The sequence below is a fragment of the Streptomyces herbicida genome (genome assembly GCF_032656585.1).
Lineage (GTDB): Bacteria > Actinomycetota > Actinomycetes > Streptomycetales > Streptomycetaceae > Streptomyces > Streptomyces herbicida.
Genome location: NZ_JAUYWJ010000010.1, coordinates 1 through 22,299, shown reverse-complemented (window position 1 = coordinate 22,299; position 22,299 = coordinate 1). Strand labels below are relative to the sequence as shown.

General features: G+C 72.0%; 23 protein-coding genes and 1 pseudogene. 12 read left to right on the top strand and 12 right to left on the bottom strand.

Annotation, left to right across the window (positions count from 1 at the left end):
- Positions 1 to 86: 86 nt before the first annotated feature.
- Positions 87 to 1,469 (top strand): S1 family peptidase, encoded by a 1,383-nt coding sequence (locus Q8A52_RS21360; protein WP_316754288.1) that lies wholly within the window; start codon positions 87 to 89, stop codon positions 1,467 to 1,469.
- Between the two features lie 128 nt (positions 1,470 to 1,597).
- Complete coding sequence (locus Q8A52_RS21355) at positions 1,598 to 2,281, top strand: class I SAM-dependent DNA methyltransferase (RefSeq protein ID WP_316754287.1); 684 nt, start codon at positions 1,598 to 1,600, stop codon at positions 2,279 to 2,281.
- 243 nt (positions 2,282 to 2,524) lie between these two features.
- On the opposite strand, the gene Q8A52_RS21350 is transcribed toward Q8A52_RS21355, so the two are convergent.
- Together Q8A52_RS21350 and Q8A52_RS21345 are read right to left on the bottom strand one after the other, a co-directional pair.
- Positions 2,525 to 2,710: a hypothetical protein gene (locus Q8A52_RS21350; RefSeq protein WP_316754286.1), complete on the bottom strand. Its 186-nt coding sequence runs from the start codon at positions 2,708 to 2,710 to the stop codon at positions 2,525 to 2,527.
- 100 nt (positions 2,711 to 2,810) lie between these two features.
- Positions 2,811 to 3,971, bottom strand: coding sequence for an ROK family transcriptional regulator (locus Q8A52_RS21345; protein WP_316754285.1), 1,161 nt, complete (start codon positions 3,969 to 3,971; stop codon positions 2,811 to 2,813).
- 127 nt (positions 3,972 to 4,098) lie between these two features.
- Between Q8A52_RS21345 and Q8A52_RS21340 the strand changes: the two genes are divergently transcribed.
- Complete coding sequence (locus tag Q8A52_RS21340; protein WP_316754284.1) at positions 4,099 to 5,301, top strand: Gfo/Idh/MocA family protein; 1,203 nt, start codon at positions 4,099 to 4,101, stop codon at positions 5,299 to 5,301.
- Between the two features lie 36 nt (positions 5,302 to 5,337).
- On the opposite strand, the gene Q8A52_RS21335 is transcribed toward Q8A52_RS21340, so the two are convergent.
- Both Q8A52_RS21335 and Q8A52_RS21330 read right to left on the bottom strand, forming a co-directional pair.
- A complete protein-coding gene (locus Q8A52_RS21335) occupies positions 5,338 to 6,036 on the bottom strand; it encodes a L,D-transpeptidase family protein (protein ID WP_316754283.1) in 699 nt (232 codons plus the stop codon).
- A gap of 214 nt (positions 6,037 to 6,250) precedes the next feature.
- Positions 6,251 to 7,636, bottom strand: a complete 1,386-nt coding sequence (locus Q8A52_RS21330; protein WP_316754282.1) for an aminotransferase-like domain-containing protein — start codon at positions 7,634 to 7,636, stop codon at positions 6,251 to 6,253.
- Positions 7,637 to 7,697: 61 nt separating this feature from the next.
- On the opposite strand from Q8A52_RS21330, the gene Q8A52_RS21325 reads away from it, so the two are divergent.
- Positions 7,698 to 9,089, top strand: a complete 1,392-nt coding sequence (locus Q8A52_RS21325) for a pyridoxal phosphate-dependent decarboxylase family protein (RefSeq protein ID WP_316754281.1) — start codon at positions 7,698 to 7,700, stop codon at positions 9,087 to 9,089.
- A gap of 4 nt (positions 9,090 to 9,093) precedes the next feature.
- Here Q8A52_RS21325 and Q8A52_RS21320 read toward each other — a convergent pair whose 3' ends face one another.
- Complete coding sequence (locus tag Q8A52_RS21320; protein WP_316754280.1) at positions 9,094 to 9,891, bottom strand: SDR family NAD(P)-dependent oxidoreductase; 798 nt, start codon at positions 9,889 to 9,891, stop codon at positions 9,094 to 9,096.
- Positions 9,892 to 9,941: 50 nt separating this feature from the next.
- Here Q8A52_RS21320 and Q8A52_RS21315 point away from each other — a divergent pair, with 50 nt between their 5' ends.
- On the top strand, positions 9,942 to 10,469 hold the full coding sequence (locus Q8A52_RS21315) for a hypothetical protein (RefSeq protein ID WP_316754279.1): 528 nt from the start codon (positions 9,942 to 9,944) through the stop codon (positions 10,467 to 10,469).
- 1 nt (position 10,470) lies between these two features.
- Here the strand turns inward: Q8A52_RS21315 and Q8A52_RS21310 are convergent, their stop codons facing one another.
- The 3 genes from Q8A52_RS21310 to Q8A52_RS21300 form a co-directional block, all read right to left on the bottom strand.
- Positions 10,471 to 11,385 (bottom strand): SDR family oxidoreductase, encoded by a 915-nt coding sequence (locus Q8A52_RS21310; protein WP_316754278.1) that lies wholly within the window; start codon positions 11,383 to 11,385, stop codon positions 10,471 to 10,473.
- An 86-nt stretch (positions 11,386 to 11,471) separates the two neighbouring features.
- The gene (locus Q8A52_RS21305; protein ID WP_316754277.1) at positions 11,472 to 12,101 is read right to left on the bottom strand and encodes an MBL fold metallo-hydrolase; all 630 of its coding nucleotides are present in this window, start codon (positions 12,099 to 12,101) and stop codon (positions 11,472 to 11,474) included.
- The gene (locus Q8A52_RS21300) at positions 12,101 to 13,189 is read right to left on the bottom strand and encodes an S-(hydroxymethyl)mycothiol dehydrogenase (RefSeq protein ID WP_316754276.1); all 1,089 of its coding nucleotides are present in this window, start codon (positions 13,187 to 13,189) and stop codon (positions 12,101 to 12,103) included. Before Q8A52_RS21300 ends, Q8A52_RS21305 begins: the two co-directional genes overlap by 1 nt.
- A 204-nt stretch (positions 13,190 to 13,393) precedes the next feature.
- Between Q8A52_RS21300 and Q8A52_RS21295 the strand changes: the two genes are divergently transcribed.
- The gene (locus tag Q8A52_RS21295) at positions 13,394 to 15,103 is read left to right on the top strand and encodes an MBL fold metallo-hydrolase (protein WP_316754275.1); all 1,710 of its coding nucleotides are present in this window, start codon (positions 13,394 to 13,396) and stop codon (positions 15,101 to 15,103) included.
- Complete coding sequence (locus tag Q8A52_RS21290; protein WP_316754274.1) at positions 15,100 to 15,861, top strand: sulfite exporter TauE/SafE family protein; 762 nt, start codon at positions 15,100 to 15,102, stop codon at positions 15,859 to 15,861. Before Q8A52_RS21295 ends, Q8A52_RS21290 begins: the two co-directional genes overlap by 4 nt.
- A gap of 7 nt (positions 15,862 to 15,868) precedes the next feature.
- Here the strand turns inward: Q8A52_RS21290 and Q8A52_RS21285 are convergent, their stop codons facing one another.
- Complete coding sequence (locus Q8A52_RS21285) at positions 15,869 to 16,156, bottom strand: metal-sensitive transcriptional regulator (protein ID WP_316754609.1); 288 nt, start codon at positions 16,154 to 16,156, stop codon at positions 15,869 to 15,871.
- A 91-nt stretch (positions 16,157 to 16,247) separates the two neighbouring features.
- Here Q8A52_RS21285 and Q8A52_RS21280 point away from each other — a divergent pair, with 91 nt between their 5' ends.
- Together Q8A52_RS21280 and Q8A52_RS21275 are read left to right on the top strand one after the other, a co-directional pair.
- Positions 16,248 to 16,835, top strand: coding sequence for a rhodanese-like domain-containing protein (locus Q8A52_RS21280; RefSeq protein ID WP_316754273.1), 588 nt, complete (start codon positions 16,248 to 16,250; stop codon positions 16,833 to 16,835).
- A gap of 36 nt (positions 16,836 to 16,871) precedes the next feature.
- A complete protein-coding gene (locus Q8A52_RS21275; RefSeq protein WP_316754272.1) occupies positions 16,872 to 18,632 on the top strand; it encodes an ABC transporter ATP-binding protein in 1,761 nt (586 codons plus the stop codon).
- Between the two features lie 83 nt (positions 18,633 to 18,715).
- Here the strand turns inward: Q8A52_RS21275 and Q8A52_RS21270 are convergent, their stop codons facing one another.
- Positions 18,716 to 19,009, bottom strand: a complete 294-nt coding sequence (locus Q8A52_RS21270; RefSeq protein WP_316754271.1) for a hypothetical protein — start codon at positions 19,007 to 19,009, stop codon at positions 18,716 to 18,718.
- A 171-nt stretch (positions 19,010 to 19,180) separates the two neighbouring features.
- Here Q8A52_RS21270 and Q8A52_RS21265 point away from each other — a divergent pair, with 171 nt between their 5' ends.
- Together Q8A52_RS21265 and Q8A52_RS21260 are read left to right on the top strand one after the other, a co-directional pair.
- Positions 19,181 to 19,546, top strand: coding sequence for a nuclear transport factor 2 family protein (locus Q8A52_RS21265; RefSeq protein ID WP_316754270.1), 366 nt, complete (start codon positions 19,181 to 19,183; stop codon positions 19,544 to 19,546).
- A gap of 396 nt (positions 19,547 to 19,942) precedes the next feature.
- A pseudogene (locus tag Q8A52_RS21260) lies at positions 19,943 to 20,173 on the top strand (bifunctional 5,10-methylene-tetrahydrofolate dehydrogenase/5,10-methylene-tetrahydrofolate cyclohydrolase); the annotation flags it as partial.
- On the opposite strand, the gene Q8A52_RS21255 reads toward Q8A52_RS21260, so the two are convergent.
- Together Q8A52_RS21255 and Q8A52_RS21250 are read right to left on the bottom strand one after the other, a co-directional pair.
- A complete protein-coding gene (locus tag Q8A52_RS21255; protein WP_316754269.1) occupies positions 20,174 to 21,148 on the bottom strand; it encodes a CU044_5270 family protein in 975 nt (324 codons plus the stop codon).
- Positions 21,141 to 21,692, bottom strand: a complete 552-nt coding sequence (locus Q8A52_RS21250) for an RNA polymerase sigma factor (RefSeq protein ID WP_316754268.1) — start codon at positions 21,690 to 21,692, stop codon at positions 21,141 to 21,143. Before Q8A52_RS21250 ends, Q8A52_RS21255 begins: the two co-directional genes overlap by 8 nt.
- A 105-nt stretch (positions 21,693 to 21,797) precedes the next feature.
- Between Q8A52_RS21250 and Q8A52_RS21245 the strand changes: the two genes are divergently transcribed.
- Positions 21,798 to 22,299, top strand: a 502-nt coding sequence (locus Q8A52_RS21245; protein WP_316754267.1) for a cbb3-type cytochrome c oxidase subunit I, incomplete at its 3' end; no start/stop codon positions are given.

The window sequence follows — 22,299 nt, the reverse complement described above, 5'->3', positions numbered from 1 at the left end:
CCGGGCCACGTATGCATGGAAGGGCGCTCAACGACCGGAGGGCCCCGCGGTGTTGACACCGCGCGTTCACGGTTCGGGAGCCATGCATGAGGCACGCACGACGACGGGTCGTCCGGCGGGTGACGCAGCTGGCGGCGGTCGGCGGACTCCTTCTGGGAGGCGCGATGGTCACCACGGCCATGGCGAGCGAGACTCCCGGTACGTCCGCCCTCCCGCTCAGCTCGGCGGATACGGCCGGACACACCGGCGCCGCCCTGGTGTCCAGGCTGGGCACCGCCCGTACGGCGGGCAGCTGGATCGGCGCCGGCGGCCGCCCGGTCGTCGCGGTCACCGATGAGCGGGCCGCGGCGGAGGTGAAGCGGGCGGGAGCCGAGGCGAAGATCGTGTCGCACAGCATGAACGAGCTCAAGTCGGCCACCGCCACACTGCGTTCGGCGCCCCGGGTGGCGGGCACGGCCTGGGCCGTGGACTACCGGACCAACCGGGTGGTGGTCGAGGCGGACAAGTCCGTCTCCGCCGCAGACTGGTCCAGGCTGACCCAGGTCGCCACGGGCATCGGCAGCTTCGTGCACATGGAGCGCACCGAGGGGACCTTCACCACGCGCCTGAACGGGGCGCAGCCGATCCTGTCGACCGGCGGACGCTGCTCCCTGGGCTTCAACGTCACCAACGGACGGAGCGACTTCATCCTCACCGCCGGACACTGCGGCCCCCCCAACACCATCTGGTTCGGGGACAACCAGGGCAACCAGCAGCTGGGCACGACGGTCAACACCAACTTCCCGGGCAGCGACTTCTCGCTCATCCAGTACGCGTCCGGCAAGGCCGGCGACGGGGCCGACGTGGTCGCCGTCGGCGGCGGGAAGGGCGTGCTGATCACCGGAGCGGCCGATCCGACGGTCGGGCAACGGGTGTTCCGCAGCGGAAGCACCAGCGGGCTGCACGACGGCCAAGTGACCGCGCTCAACGCGACCGTGAACTATCCCGAGGGCACGGTCACCGGGCTCATCCAGACCAATGTGTGCGCCGAACCGGGCGACAGCGGCGGACCGCTCTTCTCCGAGGGCGTTGCGCTCGGCGTGACCTCGGGCGGCAGCGGCGACTGCACCACCGGCGGTACGACGTTCTTCCAGCCGGTGACGAAGGCGATGTCCGCGCTCGGCGTCCAGCTGATCGTCTCGAAGCAGAACGCCAACGGCGGCCAGAACGCCGCACCGTCCGGGGCGCCGTCCGCCGCGGCCGGCCAGGGCGCCGTCGCGCCCAGCGCGGCCTCGCCGGGGTCGGCGGCCCCGGTCACCGGCACCACGGACGGCTCGACGCTGCTGTCCCGGATCACCGACACCCGCAACGTCGGTCCCGGTCTGCTGGTCATCGCGGGCAGTCTGATCGCGCTGGTAGCGACCCGGTACTTCCGCGCGGAGGCGGACCGGCGGGCGTATCAGAGGTATTACTCGGCGACCTGGGGTTGATCCACCCCGGCGTGCGCATACTCTTGGTGATCGCTCCGGCACGAGCCGCTCCGGCCCGGTCAGGCGTTCCACGGCCGTGCGACTTGTGAACAAATCACACCCAGAGGTCTCCAAAGGGGAGATTATTCGTGAACAGCCCCACCGAGCACGGTTACGGGAACATACCGGTCGACCGCACGGGCCAGGCAGAGGCCTTCGACGCCATCGGCAACCGCTACGACGTGGCATTCCCGCACAAGGACGGGCAGATCGCCGCCACCGAGTGGCTCATCGAGTCCCTCCCGGCCGGGTCCCGCGCGCTGGACCTGGGCTGCGGCACCGGGCTGCCCACCGCGCGCCAACTGGTGGACGCCGGCTTGGAGGTCGTCGGCGTCGACCTGTCGGGCGGGATGCTCGACCTGGCCCGCCGGAACGTGCCCGCGGCGGAGTTCCATCAGCTCGACCTCGCTGACCTGCGGCCCGGCGGCCCCAGCGACCTCGGCCGCTTCGACGCGGTCGCGGCCTTCTTCTCCCTGCTCATGCTGCCGCGCGCGGAGATCCCCTTCGCGCTGCGGACCATCCACCATCTGCTGGCTCCCGGCGGCCTCTTCGCGTTGTCGATGGTGGAGGCGGACGTGGACGACTTCGCTATCCCGTTCATCGGAAGCACCATCCGGGTGTCCGGCTATCTGCGGGAGGAACTGCGCGAGGTGGTCGTGGCGGCGGGCTTCGAGATCGTCGGGGAGACCTCGTACAACTACGCGCCGGCGAGCGTGGACGTGCAACCCGAGGAGCAGATCTTCCTGCGCTGCAGGCGGAAGCAGCACACCTGACCGGCCGTCCCGGACTTCGCCGACCAGGCGTTCGTCCAGGTGTGTGATCCGCTGCCGGTCGGGGCCGAGACGCCCGCGTCGGCTCGGGCGTCCCTCCGACCTCCGCGGGCCCTCGTCGAACTGCTGCGGACGGACTCAGCTGACCGCCGTGGCCGACCGGGACTCGTAGAAGGGCGGCGCCTGGCCGGACGCACCGGTCGCCGAAATCCGCGCCACGAAGAGCAACAGGGGCGGAGACGGCGCTCAGGCCGCCCGTGAGGGGGACGGGGCCGCGGCGGCCCACTCCAGGACGAGGCGCCGGTACTCCTCGCGCTGCTCGACGCTCAGTGTCCCGCCCGATCGGAGCCACAGGGCCCGGATCTCCTCGTTGACCTCCGCGGCCGATCGCTCGGTGACGGTTTCAACAGTGGTGGACATGCTGTGAAGCATATGCCGGTGGACGTGAAGGCGATGTGAGTAAGTATGAGCGATCCGGTCATTTCGGACCGTGTTACTCATCACGTCCATCTGTCAAGGAGTACGGGGGAGTTCATCCCTCGGCGGAACCGAGCACAAGCACCTGGATCGCGAGTACGGCCGCCCCGCGGGCCCAGTCGTGGAAGTCGGAGACCTTGGTCTCCAGGTCGACCGGCGCGGCCAGCGGATGGCGACGGGCACGCACGGCCTCGTCCACGACCGCGCCGGCCACACCCATCAGGCCGACCCCTTCCCCGGCGAGCAGGATCCGCTGCGGCATCGCGAAGTTGGCGATCTGGGCGACCAGTGTGCCCAGCGCCCGCGCCGCCTCGTCGATCACCCGGGAGGCCATGGGCTCGCCCGCGGCGGCCGCCGCGAGGATCTCCTCGTACGTCGCGTCGCGGCCGGAGGCGGCCCGGATCTGATAGCGGATGCTCGGGATCGCGAGGAGCGACACGGCGCTGCCGCGTTCGCCGTCGGGGGTCAGGGGACCGTTCGGGTCGATGATCCAGTGGTGGGCGAAGCCGCGGTCCTGTTCGGCGAACGGCACCCGTCTGCCGCCCAGCACCAGTCCGTATCCGACCCCCGCCCCGATGGTCAGCACGGCGAAGCGGTCGAGCCCGCGCCCGGCGCCGAACCAGGTCTCGGCCTCGACCAGCGCGGCGACGTCGTTCTCCACGACCACGGGCAGCCCGGTGCGTTCCTCGACCAGCGCGGCCAGGGGGACGCCCCGCCAGCCCAGGAAGGGCGAGTCCCCGACGACGGCGCGGTCCCGTACATGACCGCCCGCCCCGATGCCGATCCCCGCGAGGGCCGGGAAGCGCTCGGCCAGCCGGGCGGTCATCTCCCCCAGCAGATCGGCGACTTCACCGGGGTCGTGGGCGGTCAGGGGCTGGTCGAGGCGGGCGACGACTTCGCTCCTGAGGGTCGTGACGACGCCGTAGACCATCTCGGCGGTGATCTTGAAGCCGAGGAAGAAGCGGGACTCGGCGACGATGTCCAGCGGCTGGGACGGCCGCCCCTGGCGCACCTCCACGGGGACACCCGCCTCGGACACCTCGACCAGCAGCCCCGACTCGATCAGCGGCTTGGTCAGCCGGGTGAGACTGCCCGCCGAGAGGTCGAGCCGGCGGGCGAGCTCGGCCCGCGACAGCGGCCCGTTGACAAGCACCTCGATCGCCACGGAGCGTTCCCCGGCACTCAGCGGCTGCCAGCTGACGGCGTGTGTGGTCATGATGTTCTCACAGAGTTTCTTTCACCTCGGAAGCAACGAGGCCACCCTAGGCCGAAACGAGCCGGATGGAAATGACAACGACGCGACTATTGACGACTGGATTGTTCTGCCTCAAAAGTAAGTAGCCATGACATTCTCTGTAGGCATCGTCGGAGCCGGCCAGTTCTCCGGTCAGTTCGCCAAGCTGTTCCTCGCCCATCCGGGAGTGAGCGAGGTGTATGTGACCGACCTCTTGCCCGAGCGCGCCGGGCGACTGGCCGCCGCCGAGGGCCTGACCGGCACCTTCCCCTCGTACGAGGCGATGCTGGAGTCGCCGGCGGTCGACGCGGTCGCGATCTTCACCCAGCGCTGGACCCACGGTCCGCTGGTCGTCCAGGGCCTGGACGCCGGCAAGCACGTCTACTCCGCGGTCCCCATGGCGATCACCACGGCGGAGATCTCCGCGATCATCGACAAGGTCCGCACCACCGGGCTGACGTACATGATGGGCGAGACCAGCCAGTACAACCCGGCGACCGTGCACGCCCGCAACCAGATCGCCGACGGCGCCTTCGGGCGGCTCTTCTACGCCGAGGGCGACTACGTCCACGACATGGACCTCGGCTTCTACGACGCCTACCGCTACAGCGGCGGCGACAACTGGAAGGCGACGGCCAGCTATCCCCCGCTGCTCTACCCGACGCACTCGGTGGGCGGGGTGCTCGGCGCCTGGCGGACGCACGCGGTGAGCGTCTCCGCGATCGGCGTGCGGGACGAGCGCGGGGACGGCGTGTTCGACGAGGAGATCAGCCAGTTCGGCAACGACATCTCCAACGCGAGCGCGCTGTTCGAGGTGGCGGGCGGCGGCTCGTTCCGCACCAACGAGTTCCGGCGGGTGGGCTACCCGTCCCACATCCGCGAGTCCCGCTTCCGGTTCTTCGGCACGGAGGCGAGCATGGAGCAGCTCGCGACGGTGGCCCTGTGGCAGGACAAGAACGGGGTGAAGGACATCTCCGAACTGCTGGAGCCCAAGCCGACCCTGTCCCCCGACGACCCGTCGCTCCAGCACATCGCGCCGGAGCTGCGGGCCGCGTTCACCTCCGGTTCGGCGCCGGTGCACGACCGGTCACGGCTGCCGCGGGAGTTCGACCAGTTGCACAACGGACACGAGGGCAGTCATCACTTCCTGGTCGACGACTTCGTGACCGCGGTCAACACCCGCACCCTGCCGTCCGTCAACGCCTGGGTCGCGGCCCGCTACACGCTGCCGGGGATCATCGCCCACGAGTCCGCCCGGCAGGGCGGGACGCGGCTGGAGATCCCCGACTTCGGTGACGCCCCAGAGGCGTGACGTCTCGACGCTGCCGCCGGCCGGGGCCTGCTGTGCTCAGGTGCCCGGCTTGCGGCCGTACACGAAGACGTCGTCGCCCGTCTTCAGGAGCGACCAGTACTTCTTGGCGTCCTTCTCGGTCATGTTCACACAGCCGTGCGAGCCCGGCGGGTTCCACATGCTGAGGTCGACCTGGTGGAAGGCCTGGCCGCCGTCGAAGAACTGGCTGTACGGCATGGGCACGTTGTACTCGTGCGAGACATGGTCCTTGTCGCGCCAGTAGATCTTCTTCAGACCGGTGCGGGTCTCGAACCCGTCGCGCCCGGTGCGGACCGGCACCGGCCCGTAGACCAGCTTGTTGCCGTCCTGGACCCAGCTCAGCTGGAGCGTCAGGTTCACGCAGGCGATGCGACCCTTGTTCACCGGGCACTTGCCGTCCTTGTTGGGGTTGTTCCCGACGGCCTTCTGCTTGTTCATCAGGTCCATCACGCCCCAGGTGACGGGACCCGCGTAGCCGACGGCAGGCGTGATGCCGTGCTTGTTCTGGAAGGCCTGGATGGCCTTGCAGTCGGCGGCGGACTGCTTTCCGTCCACCGGGCGGCCCAGGAACTTCTCCACCTGCTTCTGGTACGGCCCGGCCTGCGTGGTGCAGCTTGCGGCCGCCTGGGCCGGCGCCGTGGTGAGCGCGAGAGAGAGCGGCGCCACGAGTCCCGTGACGCCGAGGGCGATGACGCCTCGTCTGCGTATGTCCCCCATGGTGGGTGATCACCTTTCACGATGGTTGCGGTCTCCATCGTCCAGACCAGTGGGCGAGGCTACCGGTTGTACGGGACGCCCGGATTGTGACGGAACGGTGAAGTTCTTCACCCTGGCGCCTCACGGCCCCGCTCCCCCAAGCTCGAGCAGGGGGACCCCCATGACGCCGCAGGGCCCGCCCTTCGGGCGGACGACGGGGATTTGACGACAGGACCTAGCCCGCGGCGCACTCCCGCAGGATGCGGACCGCCCGCGTGAGCGTGTCCGGTGTCGCGGTGAACGGCAGGCGCAGATGACGGGTCAGGGTCGTACGGTCCGTGGCGAAGTGCGGACCGGGAGTGACCGCGAGGCCTCGGCGGGCGGCCCTGGCCGCCAGGTCGGTCGCGGTCAGCGGCCCGGGGAGCCGCAGCCACACCGTCAGCCCGCCGTCCGGCACGGTGTGGGCCCAGCCGGCTCCGGCCAGCAGCGAGGTCAGATGGTCGCGCTGGTCGCGCAGCCGCTCCCGGCGGTCGGCCAGCAGCCGCGCCGACCCGTCGCCGAGCAGTTCCGCGGCGATCAGTTGTTCCAGGGGCGGCGGGGAGAGCTGGGCCTGGAGCGGGTTGCGCGTCAGCCGCCGCACGAGGTCCGCGCCCGCCCGGATCCAGCCGACCCGCAGCCCGGTCCAGACCGTCTTGCTCAGCGAGCCGATCTGGATCACCTGCCGCCCCGACAGGTGGGGCTCGGTGCCGGGCGGTGTCCTGAGGTCCAGGTCGCGCATCGTCTCGTCGGCGAGCAGGGTCACCTCGTGCCGCTCGGCGAGTGCGGCGAGGGCACGGCGTGCGGGTCCGTCCATGTGGGCGCCGGTCGGGTTGTGGAAGTCCGGGACGAGGTAGGCGAGCCGGGGACGCCCGCGCCGTACGGCGTCGGCCAATCGCTCGGTGTCCCAGCCGGTGTCGGCGGCGACGGGCACGGGCAGCAGCCGGGCCCGGCGTCCGCGCAGCACGGCCAGGGCGCCGGGGTAGGCCGGGTTCTCCACGACCACCGGTGACCTGCGGTCGGTGTGGAGGTGGTCCAGGAGCAGGGTGAGCGCCGCCTGGGCGCCCGAGGTGATCAGGATCTGCTCGGGGCGGGTCGCCAGGCCCTGGCCGGTGTAGCGGTCGGCGAGGAGTTCGCGCAGGCGGGGCAGTCCCGTCGTGGCGACGCCGGAGTCGACGAGCAGGGCCGCGCTGCGCTCGGCGGCGCGGTCGAGGGCGGCGAGGTAGGCCTCGTGGGGCGCGGCCGTGACGGCCAGGGTGAGATCGAGATCCGCGCCGCCCGCTCCGCCCCGGTCGAGGGACCAGGGGGTGGTGCGTTCGGTGAGTCGGGCGGGCAGGCGTACGACGCTGCCACTGCCGTGCCGGGTGTGCAGCCAGCCGTCCTCCCGCAGCGCGGTCAGCGCGGCCACGACGGTGCCGCGGCTGATCCTGAGGGCCCGGGCCAGCTCCCGTTCCGAGGGCAGCCTGGTGCCGGCCGGCAGGCGCCCGTCGACCACCGCGTCCCGCACGGCCGTGGTCAGACACCGGGCCAGGGGTCCGCGCGGGGTGCGCCAGGCGCCGAGCGCGGCGACGAAGCCAGTCTCCATTGGTCCAGTTTCCAGCAAGTGGACCAGTCGGACGCCACCCCGTCGCCGTACGCTGCGGCTCATGCACCGCACACTCGCCGACGACCTCTTCCGGCTTCCCGAACTCCTGCAGTCCGCCCGTGACTTCGCCACCGCCGAGCTGGCCGGCCTGGCCGAGCGTCCGGTCGCCCGGCTCGGGCAGGCGCCCGCCCGCGCTCCCCTCCCGGGCGACGGCACGGGTGCCGAGGGTGCCCTCGCGCGGTTCGCCGAGCGGTGGGCGCCGGGCTTCTCCGGCTCGGCCGGCCCGCGCTACCTCGGCTTCGTCACCGGCGGTGCGACACCGGCGTCGGTCACCGGGGACTGGCTGACCTCCGCGTACGACCAGAACCTGTCCGGCGCGGGCGGCTCCTGGGCCGCTGGACTGGAGCGCGAGACGGTGGCCTGGCTGCGCGAGCTGTTCGGGCTGGGCGCGGAACACAGCGGGGCGTTCGTGACGGGGGCGACGGCGTCCAACACGGTGGGCCTGGCGATCGCCCGCGAGTGGCTGGGCGAACGGCTCGGTGTGAGCGTGTCCCGGGAGGGTGCCGCCGCGCTCGGCCCGGTGGACGTGCTGTCCGGCAGCCCCCACTCCAGCGTGCCGAAGGCGCTGTCCGTGCTGGGCATCGGCCGGGACCGGCTGCGGCACGTGCCACTGCTGCCGGGGAACCGCGAGGCGGTCAACGTGGCCAGGCTCGAGGAGGCGCTGGCGGAGCTGGACGGCCGGCCCGCGATCGTGGTGGCGAACGCGGGCACCGTGAACAGCGTCGACTTCGACGACCTGCGGGCGATCGCGGCCCTGAAGGATCGGTACGACTTCTGGCTGCACGTGGACGCCGCCTTCGGCGCCTTCGCCGCCCTCTCCCCCACCCATGCGCATCTCGTGGACGGGCTCGACGCGGCCGACTCGGTCTGTGTGGACCTGCACAAGTGGCTGAACGTGCCCTATGACGCGGCCGTCCAGTTCACCCGCCGGCAAGATCTGCAGGTGGCGGTGTTCCACAACGCGTCGCCGTACCTGGGCCTGCCCGCCGGTGAACCCGACTTCCTGCACCTGACCCCGGAGAACTCCCGCCGGCTGCGCGCCCTCCCGGCCTGGTTCTCTCTCGTCGCGTACGGTCGCGCGGGTCACCGCGAGATCGTCGAGCGCAATGTCGTCCTGGCCCGCGGCCTGGGCGAGGGCATCGCCGCCGTGCCGGGGCTGCGTCTGCTGGCGCCGGTCCGGCTGAACGTCGTCTGCTTCACACTCGCCGAGGATCCCACGCAGGACCGGATCGACGCCCTGGCCCGGGCGGTCACCGCCTCCGGTGAGGTGTTCCTGACGCCGACGGTGTACGACGGGGTGCCCGGGCTGCGGGCGGCGTTCAGCAACTGGCGCACCACCGAGGCCGACACACAGCGGGTGCTGGACGTGCTCGCCGCGGCGTCGGCCGCCTGACGCCTCACTCGTCCGGGGACGGCCCGAGTGCCGCGCGGAATCCGGTGTTGACGGCGGTGAGTCCGCCGTCCGCCCGAAGGGTGGTGCCGGTGATCCAGGCGGCGTCGCGGGAGGCGAGGAAGGCCACGGCGGCGGCGATGTCCTCCGGTTCTCCGACGCGGCCGAGCGGGTACAGGGCGCGGACGGCCTCGAGTTCGTCGTCCCGCCCGTCCCAGGCGGAGGTGCGGACCGTGCCCGGCTCCACCAGGTTGACCCGGACTCCACGGGCGGCCGCGTGTCCGGCAAGGGTGCGGGTCAGGGAGCCGAGTCCGGCCTTGGCGGCGCTGTAGGCGTGGTTGCCGAAGTCCTGTTCGGCGTTGACGGAGCCGATGCTCACGACGGCGCCCCGGCCGGACGCGGCCAAGTGCGGGAGGGCGGCGCGGCAGCAGCGGAAGGCGCCGGTGAGGGTGACGTCGAGGTCGCGGGCCCACGCGTCGTCCGGCTCGTCCTCGAAGAGGGGGACGTCGGGGGTGCAGTTCGCGGCACAGTTGACCAGCACGTCGAGCGAGCCGAAGGACTCGACGGCATGGGCGACGGCCGCCTCCACGGAGCCCCGGTCGGCCACGTCGCAGGCGAACGCCCGTACCGCCAGGCCCTGTTCGCCCAACGCGGCCGCCGTCCTTTCTGCCTCGGGCAGATCCCGGTCGGTCACCAGCACCCGTCCGCCCTCCTCGGCCAGCCGCCGGGCAACGGCCGCACCGATGCCACGGGCCGCGCCCGTGACGAGAACTCCGTGTCCTTCGAACCGCTTGAGGTCAGTCATGGGCGAAACCTAATCCCGTGGCGGCAGGCAGGGCGGCTAGCGTGCGGCACATGTCCGCGTTCATGCAGCAACTCCCCGCCCTGATAGGCGTCGTGATCGGCGCGCTCGGTTCGTATCTGGCGGTCGTCAGGGGTGATCAGGCCCGGTTCCGGCGTGAGCAGGCGGCGCGCTGGGAGGAGCGGAGGTTCGCGGTGTACGCCGACTACGCCCGGACGCTGAAGAAGTCGGTCACGCTGACGTACCGGCTGGCCGCCCACTTCCAGATCGACCCGCACCCGCATCCTCTGACTCCCGACGAGGCGAACCCGCTGCTGGCCGAGGCGGCCATCGCCCGGGATCCGTCCGGGGAGGCGCTGATCCTGCTGGGCAGTCCGGCGGTGGTGGAAAAGGCCCGGACGTGGGTCGTGACGCTGATGGAGATGGAGCGGTTCCTGCGGGAGGGACGACGGGATCCGGAGGAGTGGCAGGCGTTGCTGGAGCGGCAGCGCGCCGGCCGCGAGGGCTACTACGCGGCCGTACGCGAGGATCTGGCGTTGCCGCCCGGTCACTCGGCGCGCTGGCCCCTGCCTCAGCCGTGAGTCACCGATAGCCGGTCACGTCCGCCGGTTTGCCCGCGTCCCGTACCTCGACGAGGTAGCGCCACGCGTCGGGGCGGCTGCCGTCCAGGTCCGTGAAGCCGTACTCCTGGGCCAGTCCGCCGCTGGACAGGGACTGTCCGTTCCAGCGGGCCACTTCGGGGTCGCCGGCGAGGGCCGCGACGGCTCGGCCGACGAAGCGCGGGGTCTCCGAGATGGCGAAGTGCGGGACCCGGTCGAGGGCGTCCCGCCAGACGTCCTCGGTGACGCCGAAGTGTTCGAGCATGATCTCCGAGCGCAGCCAGCCGGGGGTCAGCGCGACGGCGGTGGCCCCACGCGGGCCCAGTTCATGGGCGAGGGCGAAGCCCATGCGCAGGACGGATGCCTTGGCCAGGTCGTAGAAGAAGTTCACCCGGTAGGTGTCGCGGTTGTACTCGGCGGTTCCGTCGGTGACCTCCACGACCAGGCCGCCCGGGTGCCGCAGGAGCAGCGGCAGGGCGTGGTGGCTGGTGATCGCATGGGTCTCGACCGCGAGCCGGAGCAGTCTGCGCCCGTTGTCCAGGTCGTGCTCCCAGACCGGGGTGTCCCACTCAAAGAGGTTCTCGCCGCCCCAGATGTCGTTGACCAGCACGTCCAGGCGGCCCTGCTCGTCCGCGACGCGGTCCACGAGCGTGCGGACCGCGGACGGTTGCAGATGGTCCGTCGGTACGGCGATGCCGTGGCCGCCGGCCGCGGTGACCAGGTCGGCGGTGTCCTCGATGGTCTCGGGGCGGTCGTACTCCGAGCGCCGGTCGCGGGTGCTGCGTCCGGTGACGTAGACGGTGGCGCCCGCCGCGCCGAGTTCCACCGCGATCCCGCGTCCCGCGCCCCGTGTCGCCCCGGCGACCAGCGCGACCTTTCCCTCCAGCGGACCTGACATGTCCGGCCTCCCGTACCCGTGCGACTGCTGTCGCCGTCCACAGTGACGGGAAAGCCGGACATCTTCTGTCGCCTTTTCGCTGGGCGCTAGTGGCCCCGGGCGATCCACTCCTCCAGGTGAGGGGCCTCGGCGCCGATGGTCGTCGCGTCGCCGTGGCCGGTCAGGACCTTCGTCTCGGCCGGGAGGGTGAGGAGCCGGTCGCGGATCGACTCGATGATCGTCGGGAAGTGCGAGTAGGTGCGGCCGGTGGCGCCGGGGCCGCCCTTGAAGAGGGTGTCGCCGGTGAAGACGGTGGCCAGACCGGGGTCGTACAGACACACCGCGCCCAGCGAGTGGCCGGGAGTGTGCAGCACCGTCAGGTCGAGGCCGGGCCCCTCGATGACCTGTCCGTCGGCCAGATGGGCGTCGGGTTCCCGGTCCGGGTGGGTCAGCTTCCACAGCGGCAGGTCGTCCGGGTGGAGCCAGATGGTGGCCCCGGTCAGGTCCGCCAGGGCGGGCGCGGCGTCGATGTGGTCGTTGTGGGCGTGGGTGCACACGATGGCGGTCAGCCGGCGGTCGTCCACGGCGTCGGCGATGGCCTCGGCGTCGTGCGCGGCGTCGATGACGATCACCTCGCGTTCGTCGCCCACGATCCACACGTTGTTCTCGACGTCCCAGGTACCGCCGTCGAGCGTGAACCGGCCGGAGGTGACGAGGCGTTCGATGCGCGTGGTCATCAGAGCACCACCACCGATCGCAGGACGTCGCCCTGGTGCATCCGGTCGAACGCCTTCTCCACCTCGTCGAGCCGGATGGTCTCGGTCACGAACGCCTCCAGGTCGAGACGGCCCTGGAGGTGCAGGTCGATCAGCATGGGGAAGTCGCGGGACGGCAGACAGTCCCCGTACCAGGAGGACTTCAGGGCACCGCCGCGTCCGAAGACGTCCAGCAGCGGGAGTTCGAGCTTCATCTCCGGGGTGGGGACCCCCACGAGGACGACCGTACCGGCCAGGTCGCGGGCGTAGAAGGCCTGCTCGTACGTCTCCGGGCGGCCGACCGCCTCGATGACGACGTCGGCGCCGAAGCCGCCGGTGAGCTCGCGGATCGCCTCGACGGGGTCGGTCTCCTTCGAGTTGACCGTGTGCGTGGCGCCCATGCCGCGCGCCTTGTCCAGCTTCCGGTCGTCGATGTCGACGGCGATGATCTTCGCCGCGCCGGCCAGGCGCGAGCCGGCGACGGCCGCGTCGCCGACACCGCCGCAGCCAATGACGGCGACCGAGTCGCCACGGCCGACGTTGCCGGTGTTGATCGCGGCACCGATCCCGGCCATCACACCGCAGCCCAGCAGTCCGGCGACGGCCGGGGAGACGGCCGGGTCGACCTTGGTGCACTGCCCGGCCGCGACCAGGGTCTTCTCGGCGAAGGCGCCGATGCCGAGGGCCGGGGAGAGTTCCTGGCCGCTCGAGGCCAGGGTCATCCTCTGCTCGGCGTTGTGGGTGTTGAAGCAGTACCAGGGGCGGCCGCGCAGACAGGCCCGGCAGTTCCCGCACACCGCGCGCCAGTTGAGGATCACGAAGTCGCCGGGTGCCACGTCGGTCACGCCCTCGCCGACCGACTCCACGACCCCGGCCGCCTCGTGGCCGAGCAGAAAGGGGAACTCGTCGGTGATGCCGCCCTGCTTGTAGTGCAGGTCGGTATGGCAGACGCCGCAGGCCTGGACGCGTACGACCGCTTCTCCCGGCCCCGGGTCCGGCACCACGATCGTCTCGACCCGCACCGGCTGGTCCTTCCCCGGTGCGATCACGCCGCGTACTTCCTGCGCCATGGCCTGGCCCCTTCCATCGGTGTGCCTGTCCCGGTGTGCCTCTCCTTCGACCCTACGCGTGACCGATCGGTAACTGCACGGAGCGCAACGGCCGTCATGGATCTTTCCCAGCCCCATGCGTCACATACCCCCGGGGGTACCTCTGCTACGGTGGCCATATACCCCCGGGGGTAATCGACCGGCGGGTTCACCGAGGAGAGGAGTGTGGCCGTGTACTTCGTCGACACCATCGACATACCGGGACTGGGCAATCGCGGCTATCTGGCGGGCGGGGCGCACGGCGCCGTGGCGGTCGATCCGCCACGCGACATCGACCGGGTGATCGCGGCCGCCGCCCGACGGGGCGTGCGCCTGACGCACGTCGTCGAGACGCATGTGCACAACGACTACGTCACCGGCGGGCCGGAGCTCGCCCGGGTCACCGGCGCCGCCTACGTCGTGCCCGCCGGTGCGCGGGTCGCGTACGAGCGGGTGCCGGTCACGGACGGCGACCGCCTGGAGATCGAGGACGGGCTGGCGCTGCGCGCCGTGGCCACCCCCGGGCACACCCCGCACCACACCTCGTACGTCCTCGAGGACACGGGCCGGTCCGTGGCCGTCTTCACCGGAGGCTCACTGCTGATCGGCACGGTCGGACGGCCCGACCTGGTCGAGCCCCGGCTGACGGGTGAGCTGGCTCGGGCCCAGTACGCCTCGGCCCACCGGCTGGCCGCCGAGCTCCCGGACGAGACCGCGGTGCTGCCCACACACGGCTTCGGCAGCTTCTGTTCCGCCGGCGGGGCCACGGGCGACGCGACGGCCACCACCATCGGCCGCGAGCGTGCCGTCAACGAGGCACTGGTCAAGGACGCGGACACCTTCGTCGCCGAGCTCCTGGCCGGGCTGGACGACGTCCCGGCCTACTACACGCACATGGGCCCGGCCAACGCCGTCGGCCCCTCCCCCGTCGACCTCACCCCGCCCCGCCGGGCGGACGCCGAGGAGATCGCCGCGCGGCTGGCCGCCGGAGAGTGGGTGGTGGACCTGCGCAACCGGGTCGCGTTCGCCGAGGGGCATGTCGCCGGGGCGTTCAACTTCGAGGCGGAGGGGCAGCTCGCCACCTATCTCGCCTGGCTGCTGCCGTGGGGCAAGCCGGTCACGCTGCTCGCCGATTCGGCCGAGCAACTCGCGGCCGCCCAGCGGGAACTGGCCCGCGTCGGCATCGACCGGCCGGCCGCGGCCGCGACCGGCTCACCCGAGGCATGGGTGCGTCCGGGAGACCGGCCGCGGTCCTTCCCGCGCGGGACCTTCGTCCAACTCGCCGCGCAGGACCCTGAGGGACTCGTGGTGCTGGACGTACGGCGCGACTCGGAGCGGGCGGGCGGATACATCCGGGGTTCGCTGCACATACCGCTGCACCGGCTGCGCGAGCAGATCACGCAGGTGCCGAACGGCACCGTGTGGGTGCACTGCGCCGGGGGCATGCGGGCCGCCATCGCCGCCTCCCTCCTGGACGCCGTCGGGCGCGACGTCGTCGCCGTCGACGACGGGTTCGCCGCCGCCCGCGAGGCCGCGCTGCCCATGGCGCGGCTCACCCCGGCCGAGGCCAACGGACGCGCGATGGCGGACGCCGTGCTGCTGGACGTCCGCGAGGACATCGAGTGGGCGTCCGGACACGCCCCCGGCGCCCTCCACGTCCCCCTGTCGGCGCTGACGGCAGGGGCGCCCCTTCCCGAGGCCGCCCGGAACCGCCCGATCGTCACCATCTGCCGCTCCGGGAAGCGCTCCCGCGAGGCCGTGGCCCTGCTCACCGCACGGGGCGAGGACGTGGTGGACGTCGTCGGGGGGATGCGGGCCTGGGCCGCGGACGGCCTGCCCGTGGTCGACACCTCCGCAGCTGCGACACGCCCCGGCCGTCAAGGGCCTCGCACGTGAGCGTCCTGTTCCTCGCACTGGGCGCCGGGGCCCTGACCGGGCTGGCGCTCGGGGCGCTCGGAGGTGGTGGAAGTGTGCTGGCGGTGCCCGCGCTGATCTATCTGCTCGGGTTCACGCCGGCCGCGGCCACCACGGCCGGCCTGGTCGTCGTCACCGTCACCTCGGCCACCGCGCTCGGCGCGCACGCCCGCGAGGGCACCGTGCGCTGGCGGGCGGGGCTGCTGTTCGCGGCAGCGGGGCTGGTACCCGCGGCCATCGGTGGCGCGGTCTCCCGGGATCTGCCGTCCGCCGTGCTCACCGGGGCGTTCGCGCTGCTCGCCGCGCTGGCCGCGGTGCGCATGCTCCGCCCGTCCGCCGCCGAGACGCACGGTGTGCCCGCCCGCGCCTCCCGGGTCGCCGGGGCCGGTGCGGGGCTGGGCGCGGTGACCGGCGTCCTGGGCGTGGGCGGTGGGTTTCTCGCCGTACCGGCGCTGGTGAACGTCGTCGGCCTGCGCATGCGCGCCGCGGTCGGCACGAGTCTGCTGGTCATCACCCTCAACTCGGCGACCGCCCTGGCGGCGCGCGCCGGTTCGGCCCTGAGCGTCGACTGGTCCGCCGTCGGTCCGTTCGCCGCGGCCGCGGTGCTCGGCGCCTGGGACGGCAAACGGCTCGCGGGCCGGCTGTCCGCGGGCTCGCTCCAGCGGATCTTCGCGTACGCGCTCCTCGCGGTCGCGGCGTTCATGCTGGCCGACGCGGTTCTCCAGCGCACCGCCACCTGACGCACCGCTACGCCAGCGACAGGAACAGCTTCTCCAGCCGGGCCTTCATCTGCTCCGTCGTCTCACCGTCCGACCGGTTCCCATCGGCGTCGATCAGGCACTGCTGCAGTCCGGTCGCGATGATCGCGAACCCGGCCCGGTCCAGGGCGCGCGAGGCAGCGGCGAGCTGGGTGACCACGTCCTCGCAGTCTCGCCCCTCCTCGATCATCTTGATCACTCCGGAGATCTGCCCCTGCGCCCGGCGCAGCCGGTTCAGCACCGACTTGAGCTCATCACCCTCGAACTGCAGCTCCACAGCCAACTCCATCCGTATACCCTCAGGGGTATTTTACCCGCCCCTGGGGTCGCCGGCTCCTCACCCGTCACCAGGAAGGATCGCATCCACCATGACCACCCCCGTCACCCTCGACCCCGGGCAGGCCCGCGACCGTCTGTCCGAGCTGACCGTCCTCGACGTCCGGACCCCGGGCGAGTACGCCGCCGGGCATGTGCCCGGTGCGTTCAACGTGCCCCTGGACCAGATCCGCAGCGCCCTGCCCGCCCTGCGCGAGGGGTGCGGTGAGCTGCTCCTGGTGTGCGCCTCGGGCGCCCGTGCGGAGAACGCCCGCGGCGTCCTCGCCGAGCACGGCGTGCGGGCGATGGTCCTCACCGGCGGCACGCACGGCTGGGCGGACCGCGGCCACGAACTGCGCCGTCCGGCACCGGGCGCACGGACCTCCTGGCCGATGGAACGCCAGGTGCGGCTGACCGCGGGCAGTGTCGTCCTGACCGGGCTCGGCCTCGGGCAACTGCACCCCGCCTGGCTGCTGCTGTCGGCCGGCATCGCCGGCGGGCTGGTCCTCTCGGCGTTCACCAACACCTGCGGCCTGGGCGCCCTGCTCGCGAAGCTGCCGCACAACCGCCCGCGCCCGGCCGACCTCGACGCGACGCTGGCGGAGTTGATACGGCACCGGGCCTCCAGCCGCCCGACGTAGCCTGAGTGCTCCACCCGACTCCGGACGAGGAGCACCGTGAGCGACGCTGCGACCGACAGGGAGAGCGAGCCGCCCGTATGGCGGCTCCTTCTCGGATACGTACGGCCCCATCGGTGGGCCCTGTTGGCGGGCGCGCTGCTCGCACTCGTCACCGGGGCGACCGGTCTGCTGCTGCCGCTGGTGGCCCGGGGGCTGATCGACGACCTGGCGCACGACCGGTCCATCGCCGGGCTGTTGCTCGCGATGGCGGGCCTGGTCGTCGCCAACGCGGCGCTGGGCGCCCTGGGTTCGTATGTGCTGCGCCGCACCGCCGAGTCCGTGGTGCTCGGCGCCCGGCGCTCCCTGTCCTCGTATCTGCTGCGGCTGCGGATCACGGCCGTGGACCGCAGCGAGCCGGGCGATCTGATGGCCCGGATCACCTCGGACACCACCCTGCTGCGCGAGGTCACCACCGACTCACTGGTCGCCCTCGGCACCGGCGGGCTCACGCTCGTCGCCACGGTGGTGATGATGGGCGTCGTCGATCCCGTGCTGCTCGGCGTCACGGTGGCGGTGATCGCGGGCGCGGGCACGGTGCTCGGCGCGATCGTGCCGCGCATCAACCGGGCGAGCCGGCAGGCACAGGACGCGGTCGGTGTGATGGGCGCCTCGCTGGAGCGGATCCTCGGCGCGCTGCGCACGGTGAAGGCGTCGGGCGCCGAGCACCGCGAGGAGCAGACCCTGCACGCGGCCGCCGAGGAGTCGTGGCGGCAGAGCCTGCGCGCCGCCAAGTGGTCGGCCGCGGCGGGCAACACGGCCGGGCTGGCGATGCAGATCGCGTTCATCACCGTCCTCGCCGTGGGCGGGGCACGGGTGGCGACCGGGGCGATCGGCATCGGCACCCTGGTGGCGTTCCTGCTGTACGTCTTCTATCTGATGTCGCCGATCCAGCAGGTCGTCGGCGCGATCACGCAGTACCAGACCGGCGCCGGGGCACTCGCCCGGATCCAGGAGGCGCTGCGGCTGCCCGCCGAACCGGCCGCCGCCCCCGCCCCGTTGCCGTCCGCGGGGGCCGAACCCGCCTCGCTCGCCTTCACGGACGTCCGCTTCCGGTACGCCGACGACCTGCCGTATGTGCACCACGGGGTCAGCTTCGCGATACCGGCGCGCGGGATGACCGCGTTCGTGGGCCCTTCCGGCGCGGGCAAGACGACGGTGTTCTCCCTCATCGAGCGGTTCTACGACCCCGAGTCCGGAGACATCACGCTGGACGGCCGGAGCCTGGCGGACTGGGAGCTGCCCCGGCTGCGCTCGGCCATCGGGTACGTGGAGCAGGACGCGCCGGTGCTGTCCGGATCACTGAGGGACAACCTGCTGCTCGGCAATCCGGAGGCGGACGAGGCCAGCGTGGCGCGGGTGGTGAAGACGACGCGTCTGGACGACCTGGTCGCCAGGCTACCGCTGGGACTGGACACGCTGGTCGGACACCGTGGGACCAAGCTGTCGGGCGGCGAGCGCCAGCGCGTGGCCATCGCCCGCGCCCTGCTGCGCCGCCCCCGGCTGCTGCTCCTGGACGAGGCGACCTCGCAGCTGGACGCGGTGAACGAGGCGGCTCTGCGCGACACGGTCGCGGACGTGGCGCGGTCGACCACCGTGCTCGTGGTCGCGCACCGGCTGTCCACGGTGACGATGGCCGACCGGATCGTCGTGATGGACGCGGGCCGGGTGCGCGCGGTGGGCACGCACCGGGAGCTGGTGGCGGCCGATCCGCTCTACGCGGAGCTGGCGGCGACACAGTTCCTCGCGACGGCGGGCTGACCCGCGCCTCTCGGCCCCGGACACGGCCGTGGGCCGCCCGATTCCGGACGGCCCACGAAGCAGGGGGTGTGGCGCGGCGCCGGCTACTGGACGGCGGGCAGCAGCCCGGTCACCGGGGCGACCAGGTCGGTGACCTGGTGCAGCTGGTTCAGGTCGTTCAGCCGGTTCATCGAGTGCAGCTGGTCGGAGACCCGGGGGATCTCCCCCCTGTGCTCCGCCGGGATGTCGCTGACGGCGAGCGAGTCGAGCATGGCGATCGAGTTGATCTTCCCGTTGTCCGGTGCGCTCGCGTCGGCCGCGTTCGCCAGCGGTGCGGCGAGGCCCGTGACCCCGGCGGCAAGACCGACGGCGGCGACGATACGTCGTGTTGAGATCATGCTTTCAGCAACGTGCCGGGGTCGCGCGCGGACACGGGCGCACGGCTCCCCTCACCCGACAGGCGGAGCGCCCGGCTGCGCTTGCCGAGGCAGCCGGGGCGGAGGAGTCTCGTAGCAGGGGTCCTCACGGCTCGTCCCCCGTCGGGCCACGGGCTCCCGTAGGAGGTCACCATGGGCACCGCGACAGGCTCCACCTTCGACACCGAGACACTGCGCCGGGGCATAGAGGGGAACACCGGGAACACCCTTCTGGCGCTCTACGCGGACGACGCGGAGATCCGCATCATCGACCGCAACAGCCAGCCCAGCCAGCCCAAGGTCCTGCACGGCAGGTCCGCGATTGCCGAGCTGCTCGACGACGTCTACAGCCGCGACATGACCCACAAGCTGGAGCAGTGCATCATCCAGGGCGACCACGCCGCCTTCAGCGAGTCCTGCGAGTACGCCGACGGCGTCCGTGTCCTCGCCGAGTCGATGGTCACGCTGCGCGAGGGCAAGATCGCCGAACAGATCATGATCCAGGCATGGGACGAGTAGGCAGAGGGGTTGCGAGAGTCCAGGTCACGTCTCGACTGACCTGGACCTTCTCCGCCCGGGCCGCGGTGGGGCGGGTGCGGGGTGGCCGGCCTCGGCGGCCACGACCAGTTTCCGCAGCAAATCGGCTGGTGTCCGCCGCTCTTCTTCGGTCAGTGCTGCGAGCAGCACGCCCTCGCCCGCGTCCTCCGACACCGCGTGCGCTTCGGATGCGGCATGCCCGGCGGTGGTGAGCCGCACCGTATCCGCCTGCGGTCGCCCGTCTCATGGGTACGGGTGATCAGCCCGGTCTCCTCGCTGCTGTCCGCGAGTTGCGGCTCGCGAGCCGTTGGAATCGGGCCGCCTGCCTGCTGGCCTCGGCGGCCGCCACCGAGCCCGCCGCCCCGCGCCCACATCGCCCTGGTCGCCGCCGTGGGCCGGCCCCGGCTCGTCCGGGGCCAGGACATCAAGCCCGGCGCGGTCGTGATCGACGCGGGCTACAACGCCGGGACCGTCGGCGACGGCGACTTCGATTCGGCCGTGGAGCGGGCCTCGCTCATCACCCCGGTGCCGGGCGGCGTCGGTCCGATGACCGTCGCCGCGCTCCTGGAGCAGACCGTTGCCCCGGCCGCCCGTCAGCTCGGGGTGTGATCAGCGCATCCAGGCGCTGTACTCCATGACGTCGCCGGCCCGCACGCCGTACTCGGGCTCGTCCTCGGTGAATGTCGACTCCAGTCCGAGGACGGCGCCGGTGGCCGGGTCCAGGACCAGCATCCGGCGGTTGGCCTCGGAGTCGTACACATACGCCTGACCGGTCCGCCCGAGCCGGTCCGTCACCTGCCCGACGGCCCGCAGGCCCTTGGCATCCGCGAGGAGGCGGGCGATCGCCGCCGACTCACGGGCGCCGAGCGTCCAGTGGTTCAGCAACTCCGCAGTGGCGTCGAGGAGTTCGGGCGTGGTCAGGGAGTCGCTGCGGACCGTCTCCGCCAGATAGGAACGCAGTCGTACGGCGTCGTGCGGAGGTGCGGCCTCGGGCGGGGCGTCGCTCCAGCTCGGCGGATAGGTCTGCCTGCTGAGGACATGGCCGTCCTCGACCAGGCGCGGCTCGCGGCCCTCGTCGGTGAGGACCGGGCGGCCCGGGTGACGGGGGTCGGTGGCCACGACGAGTTCCGTATGACTGTCGTCCGCCCTCCAGCGCACGATGCGTTCCTCGGGGAGGGTGACCGGCGGCTTGTCATCGCTCATCCCGAGGCTCCAGGACTGCACATGTGTGCCCTTGCGGAGCTTCGGGGTGCCGTCCGCGGCGGTCGCCTCGGCCAACTCGGCCAGTTGCCTCAGCGGTACGGGGGTGGAGTGGGCCCGCACGGTCAGCGGGCGGGGTGCGGCGACGGCGGGCGCGGTGCCCGGGCCACTGAGCAGCACGGCCAGGGCGGTCCCCCCCACGACGACGGTGGCACCTAGACCCCACACCAGCCGCGGGCGCCAACGGCGGTGGCCGGCTTCCGCATCGTGCAGCAGCCGGTTGAGCCGCCGCTCGGCCCGGTGGTCCAGCGGCCCGTCACCGAAGTGGTCACCGTCGGCCGGCACCGGGTTGGCACGGCGCAGGAGTTCGAGTTCATCAGCCATGGCGGTGTTCCTTCGACGCTGTCGCGCTCGCGGGCGGTGGTGTCGGACGCATGCTGTCGATCTGGGCCTTGAGCCGGCGGCGGGCGCGGTGCAGCCGCATCGCCGCCGCCCGTTGGCCGCAGCCGAGGGCCACGGCGACCTCGTCGACACCGAGTTCCTCCCAGGCCGTCAGACGCAGCACCTCCTGGTCCGCGGGAGAGAGCCGGGCCAGCGCGTCGTGCACCCAGGCGCCGGGCCCCTCGGCATCGGGGCTGTCCACGATCTGCCGCCCGTGCGCTGTCTCGTCGTTGCCCAGCCGGTCCACCAGCCTGCGCCGGCGTCCGTAACCGCGTACCGCGTTCGCCAGGCAGTTGCGTGCCACGCCGTACAGCCAGGGCAGCGGGGCCGGCGGCAGGTCCGCCCGGCGCCGCCAGGCCACCGTGAACACCTCCGCCACCACTTCCTCGACCCCGTCGGCCCGCCCGTCCAGTCGCCGCGCGACATAGCGGCTGACCGCCCAGTAGTGCTCGCGATAGGCAGCGGCGAAGATCTCGTCGTTGCTCATGTTCCGTTCGTGTCCGGCACCCTCGGGATCGTCACACCCTTTTCCGTGATTCTCGTCGCGTCGTCCGAGTGTGACGTGTGGGGCCGACGCGGACACAGGCGGGGCGTGAAGAGGATCAAAAACGTCAAGGCCGTCCAGTGGCTGACAACCACCGATCACAAGACCATCGGAACGCTCTATCTGGTCACGGCGTTCGGATTCTTCTGCCTCGGCGGCGTGATGGCACTGCTCATGCGTGCCGAGCTGGCCCGTCCGGGCTTGCAGATCATGTCGAACGAGCAGTTCAACCAGGCGTTCACCATGCACGGCACGATCATGCTGCTGATGTTCGCGACGCCGCTGTTCGCCGGTTTCGCGAACTGGATCATGCCGCTCCAGATCGGCGCTCCGGACGTCGCCTTCCCCCGTCTGAACATGTTGGCCTACTGGCTCTACCTGTTCGGGTCACTCATAGCCGTCGGCGGCTTCCTCACCCCCGAGGGCGCGGCCGACTTCGGCTGGTTCGCCTACTCCCCGCTGTCGGACGCGGTCCGCTCGCCGGGCATCGGCGCCGACATGTGGATCATGGGTCTGGCCTTCTCCGGCTTCGGCACCATCCTCGGCGCGG

Coding starts and splice junctions, on each gene's coding strand:
- Q8A52_RS21315 (WP_316754279.1), top strand. CDS start 9,942: ATGTCCGCGTTCATGCAGCAACTCCCCGCCCTGATAGGCGTCGTGATC.
- Q8A52_RS21300 (WP_316754276.1), bottom strand. CDS start 13,189: ATGGCGCAGGAAGTACGCGGCGTGATCGCACCGGGGAAGGACCAGCCG.
- Q8A52_RS21320 (WP_316754280.1), bottom strand. CDS start 9,891: ATGACTGACCTCAAGCGGTTCGAAGGACACGGAGTTCTCGTCACGGGC.
- Q8A52_RS21335 (WP_316754283.1), bottom strand. CDS start 6,036: ATGGGGGACATACGCAGACGAGGCGTCATCGCCCTCGGCGTCACGGGA.
- Q8A52_RS21350 (WP_316754286.1), bottom strand. CDS start 2,710: ATGCTTCACAGCATGTCCACCACTGTTGAAACCGTCACCGAGCGATCG.
- Q8A52_RS21345 (WP_316754285.1), bottom strand. CDS start 3,971: ATGACCACACACGCCGTCAGCTGGCAGCCGCTGAGTGCCGGGGAACGC.
- Q8A52_RS21325 (WP_316754281.1), top strand. CDS start 7,698: ATGCACCGCACACTCGCCGACGACCTCTTCCGGCTTCCCGAACTCCTG.
- Q8A52_RS21280 (WP_316754273.1), top strand. CDS start 16,248: ATGACCACCCCCGTCACCCTCGACCCCGGGCAGGCCCGCGACCGTCTG.
- Q8A52_RS21340 (WP_316754284.1), top strand. CDS start 4,099: ATGACATTCTCTGTAGGCATCGTCGGAGCCGGCCAGTTCTCCGGTCAG.
- Q8A52_RS21250 (WP_316754268.1), bottom strand. CDS start 21,692: ATGAGCAACGACGAGATCTTCGCCGCTGCCTATCGCGAGCACTACTGG.
- Q8A52_RS21305 (WP_316754277.1), bottom strand. CDS start 12,101: ATGACCACGCGCATCGAACGCCTCGTCACCTCCGGCCGGTTCACGCTC.
- Q8A52_RS21310 (WP_316754278.1), bottom strand. CDS start 11,385: ATGTCAGGTCCGCTGGAGGGAAAGGTCGCGCTGGTCGCCGGGGCGACA.
- Q8A52_RS21265 (WP_316754270.1), top strand. CDS start 19,181: ATGGGCACCGCGACAGGCTCCACCTTCGACACCGAGACACTGCGCCGG.
- Q8A52_RS21330 (WP_316754282.1), bottom strand. CDS start 7,636: ATGGAGACTGGCTTCGTCGCCGCGCTCGGCGCCTGGCGCACCCCGCGC.
- Q8A52_RS21360 (WP_316754288.1), top strand. CDS start 87: ATGAGGCACGCACGACGACGGGTCGTCCGGCGGGTGACGCAGCTGGCG.
- Q8A52_RS21255 (WP_316754269.1), bottom strand. CDS start 21,148: ATGGCTGATGAACTCGAACTCCTGCGCCGTGCCAACCCGGTGCCGGCC.
- Q8A52_RS21270 (WP_316754271.1), bottom strand. CDS start 19,009: ATGATCTCAACACGACGTATCGTCGCCGCCGTCGGTCTTGCCGCCGGG.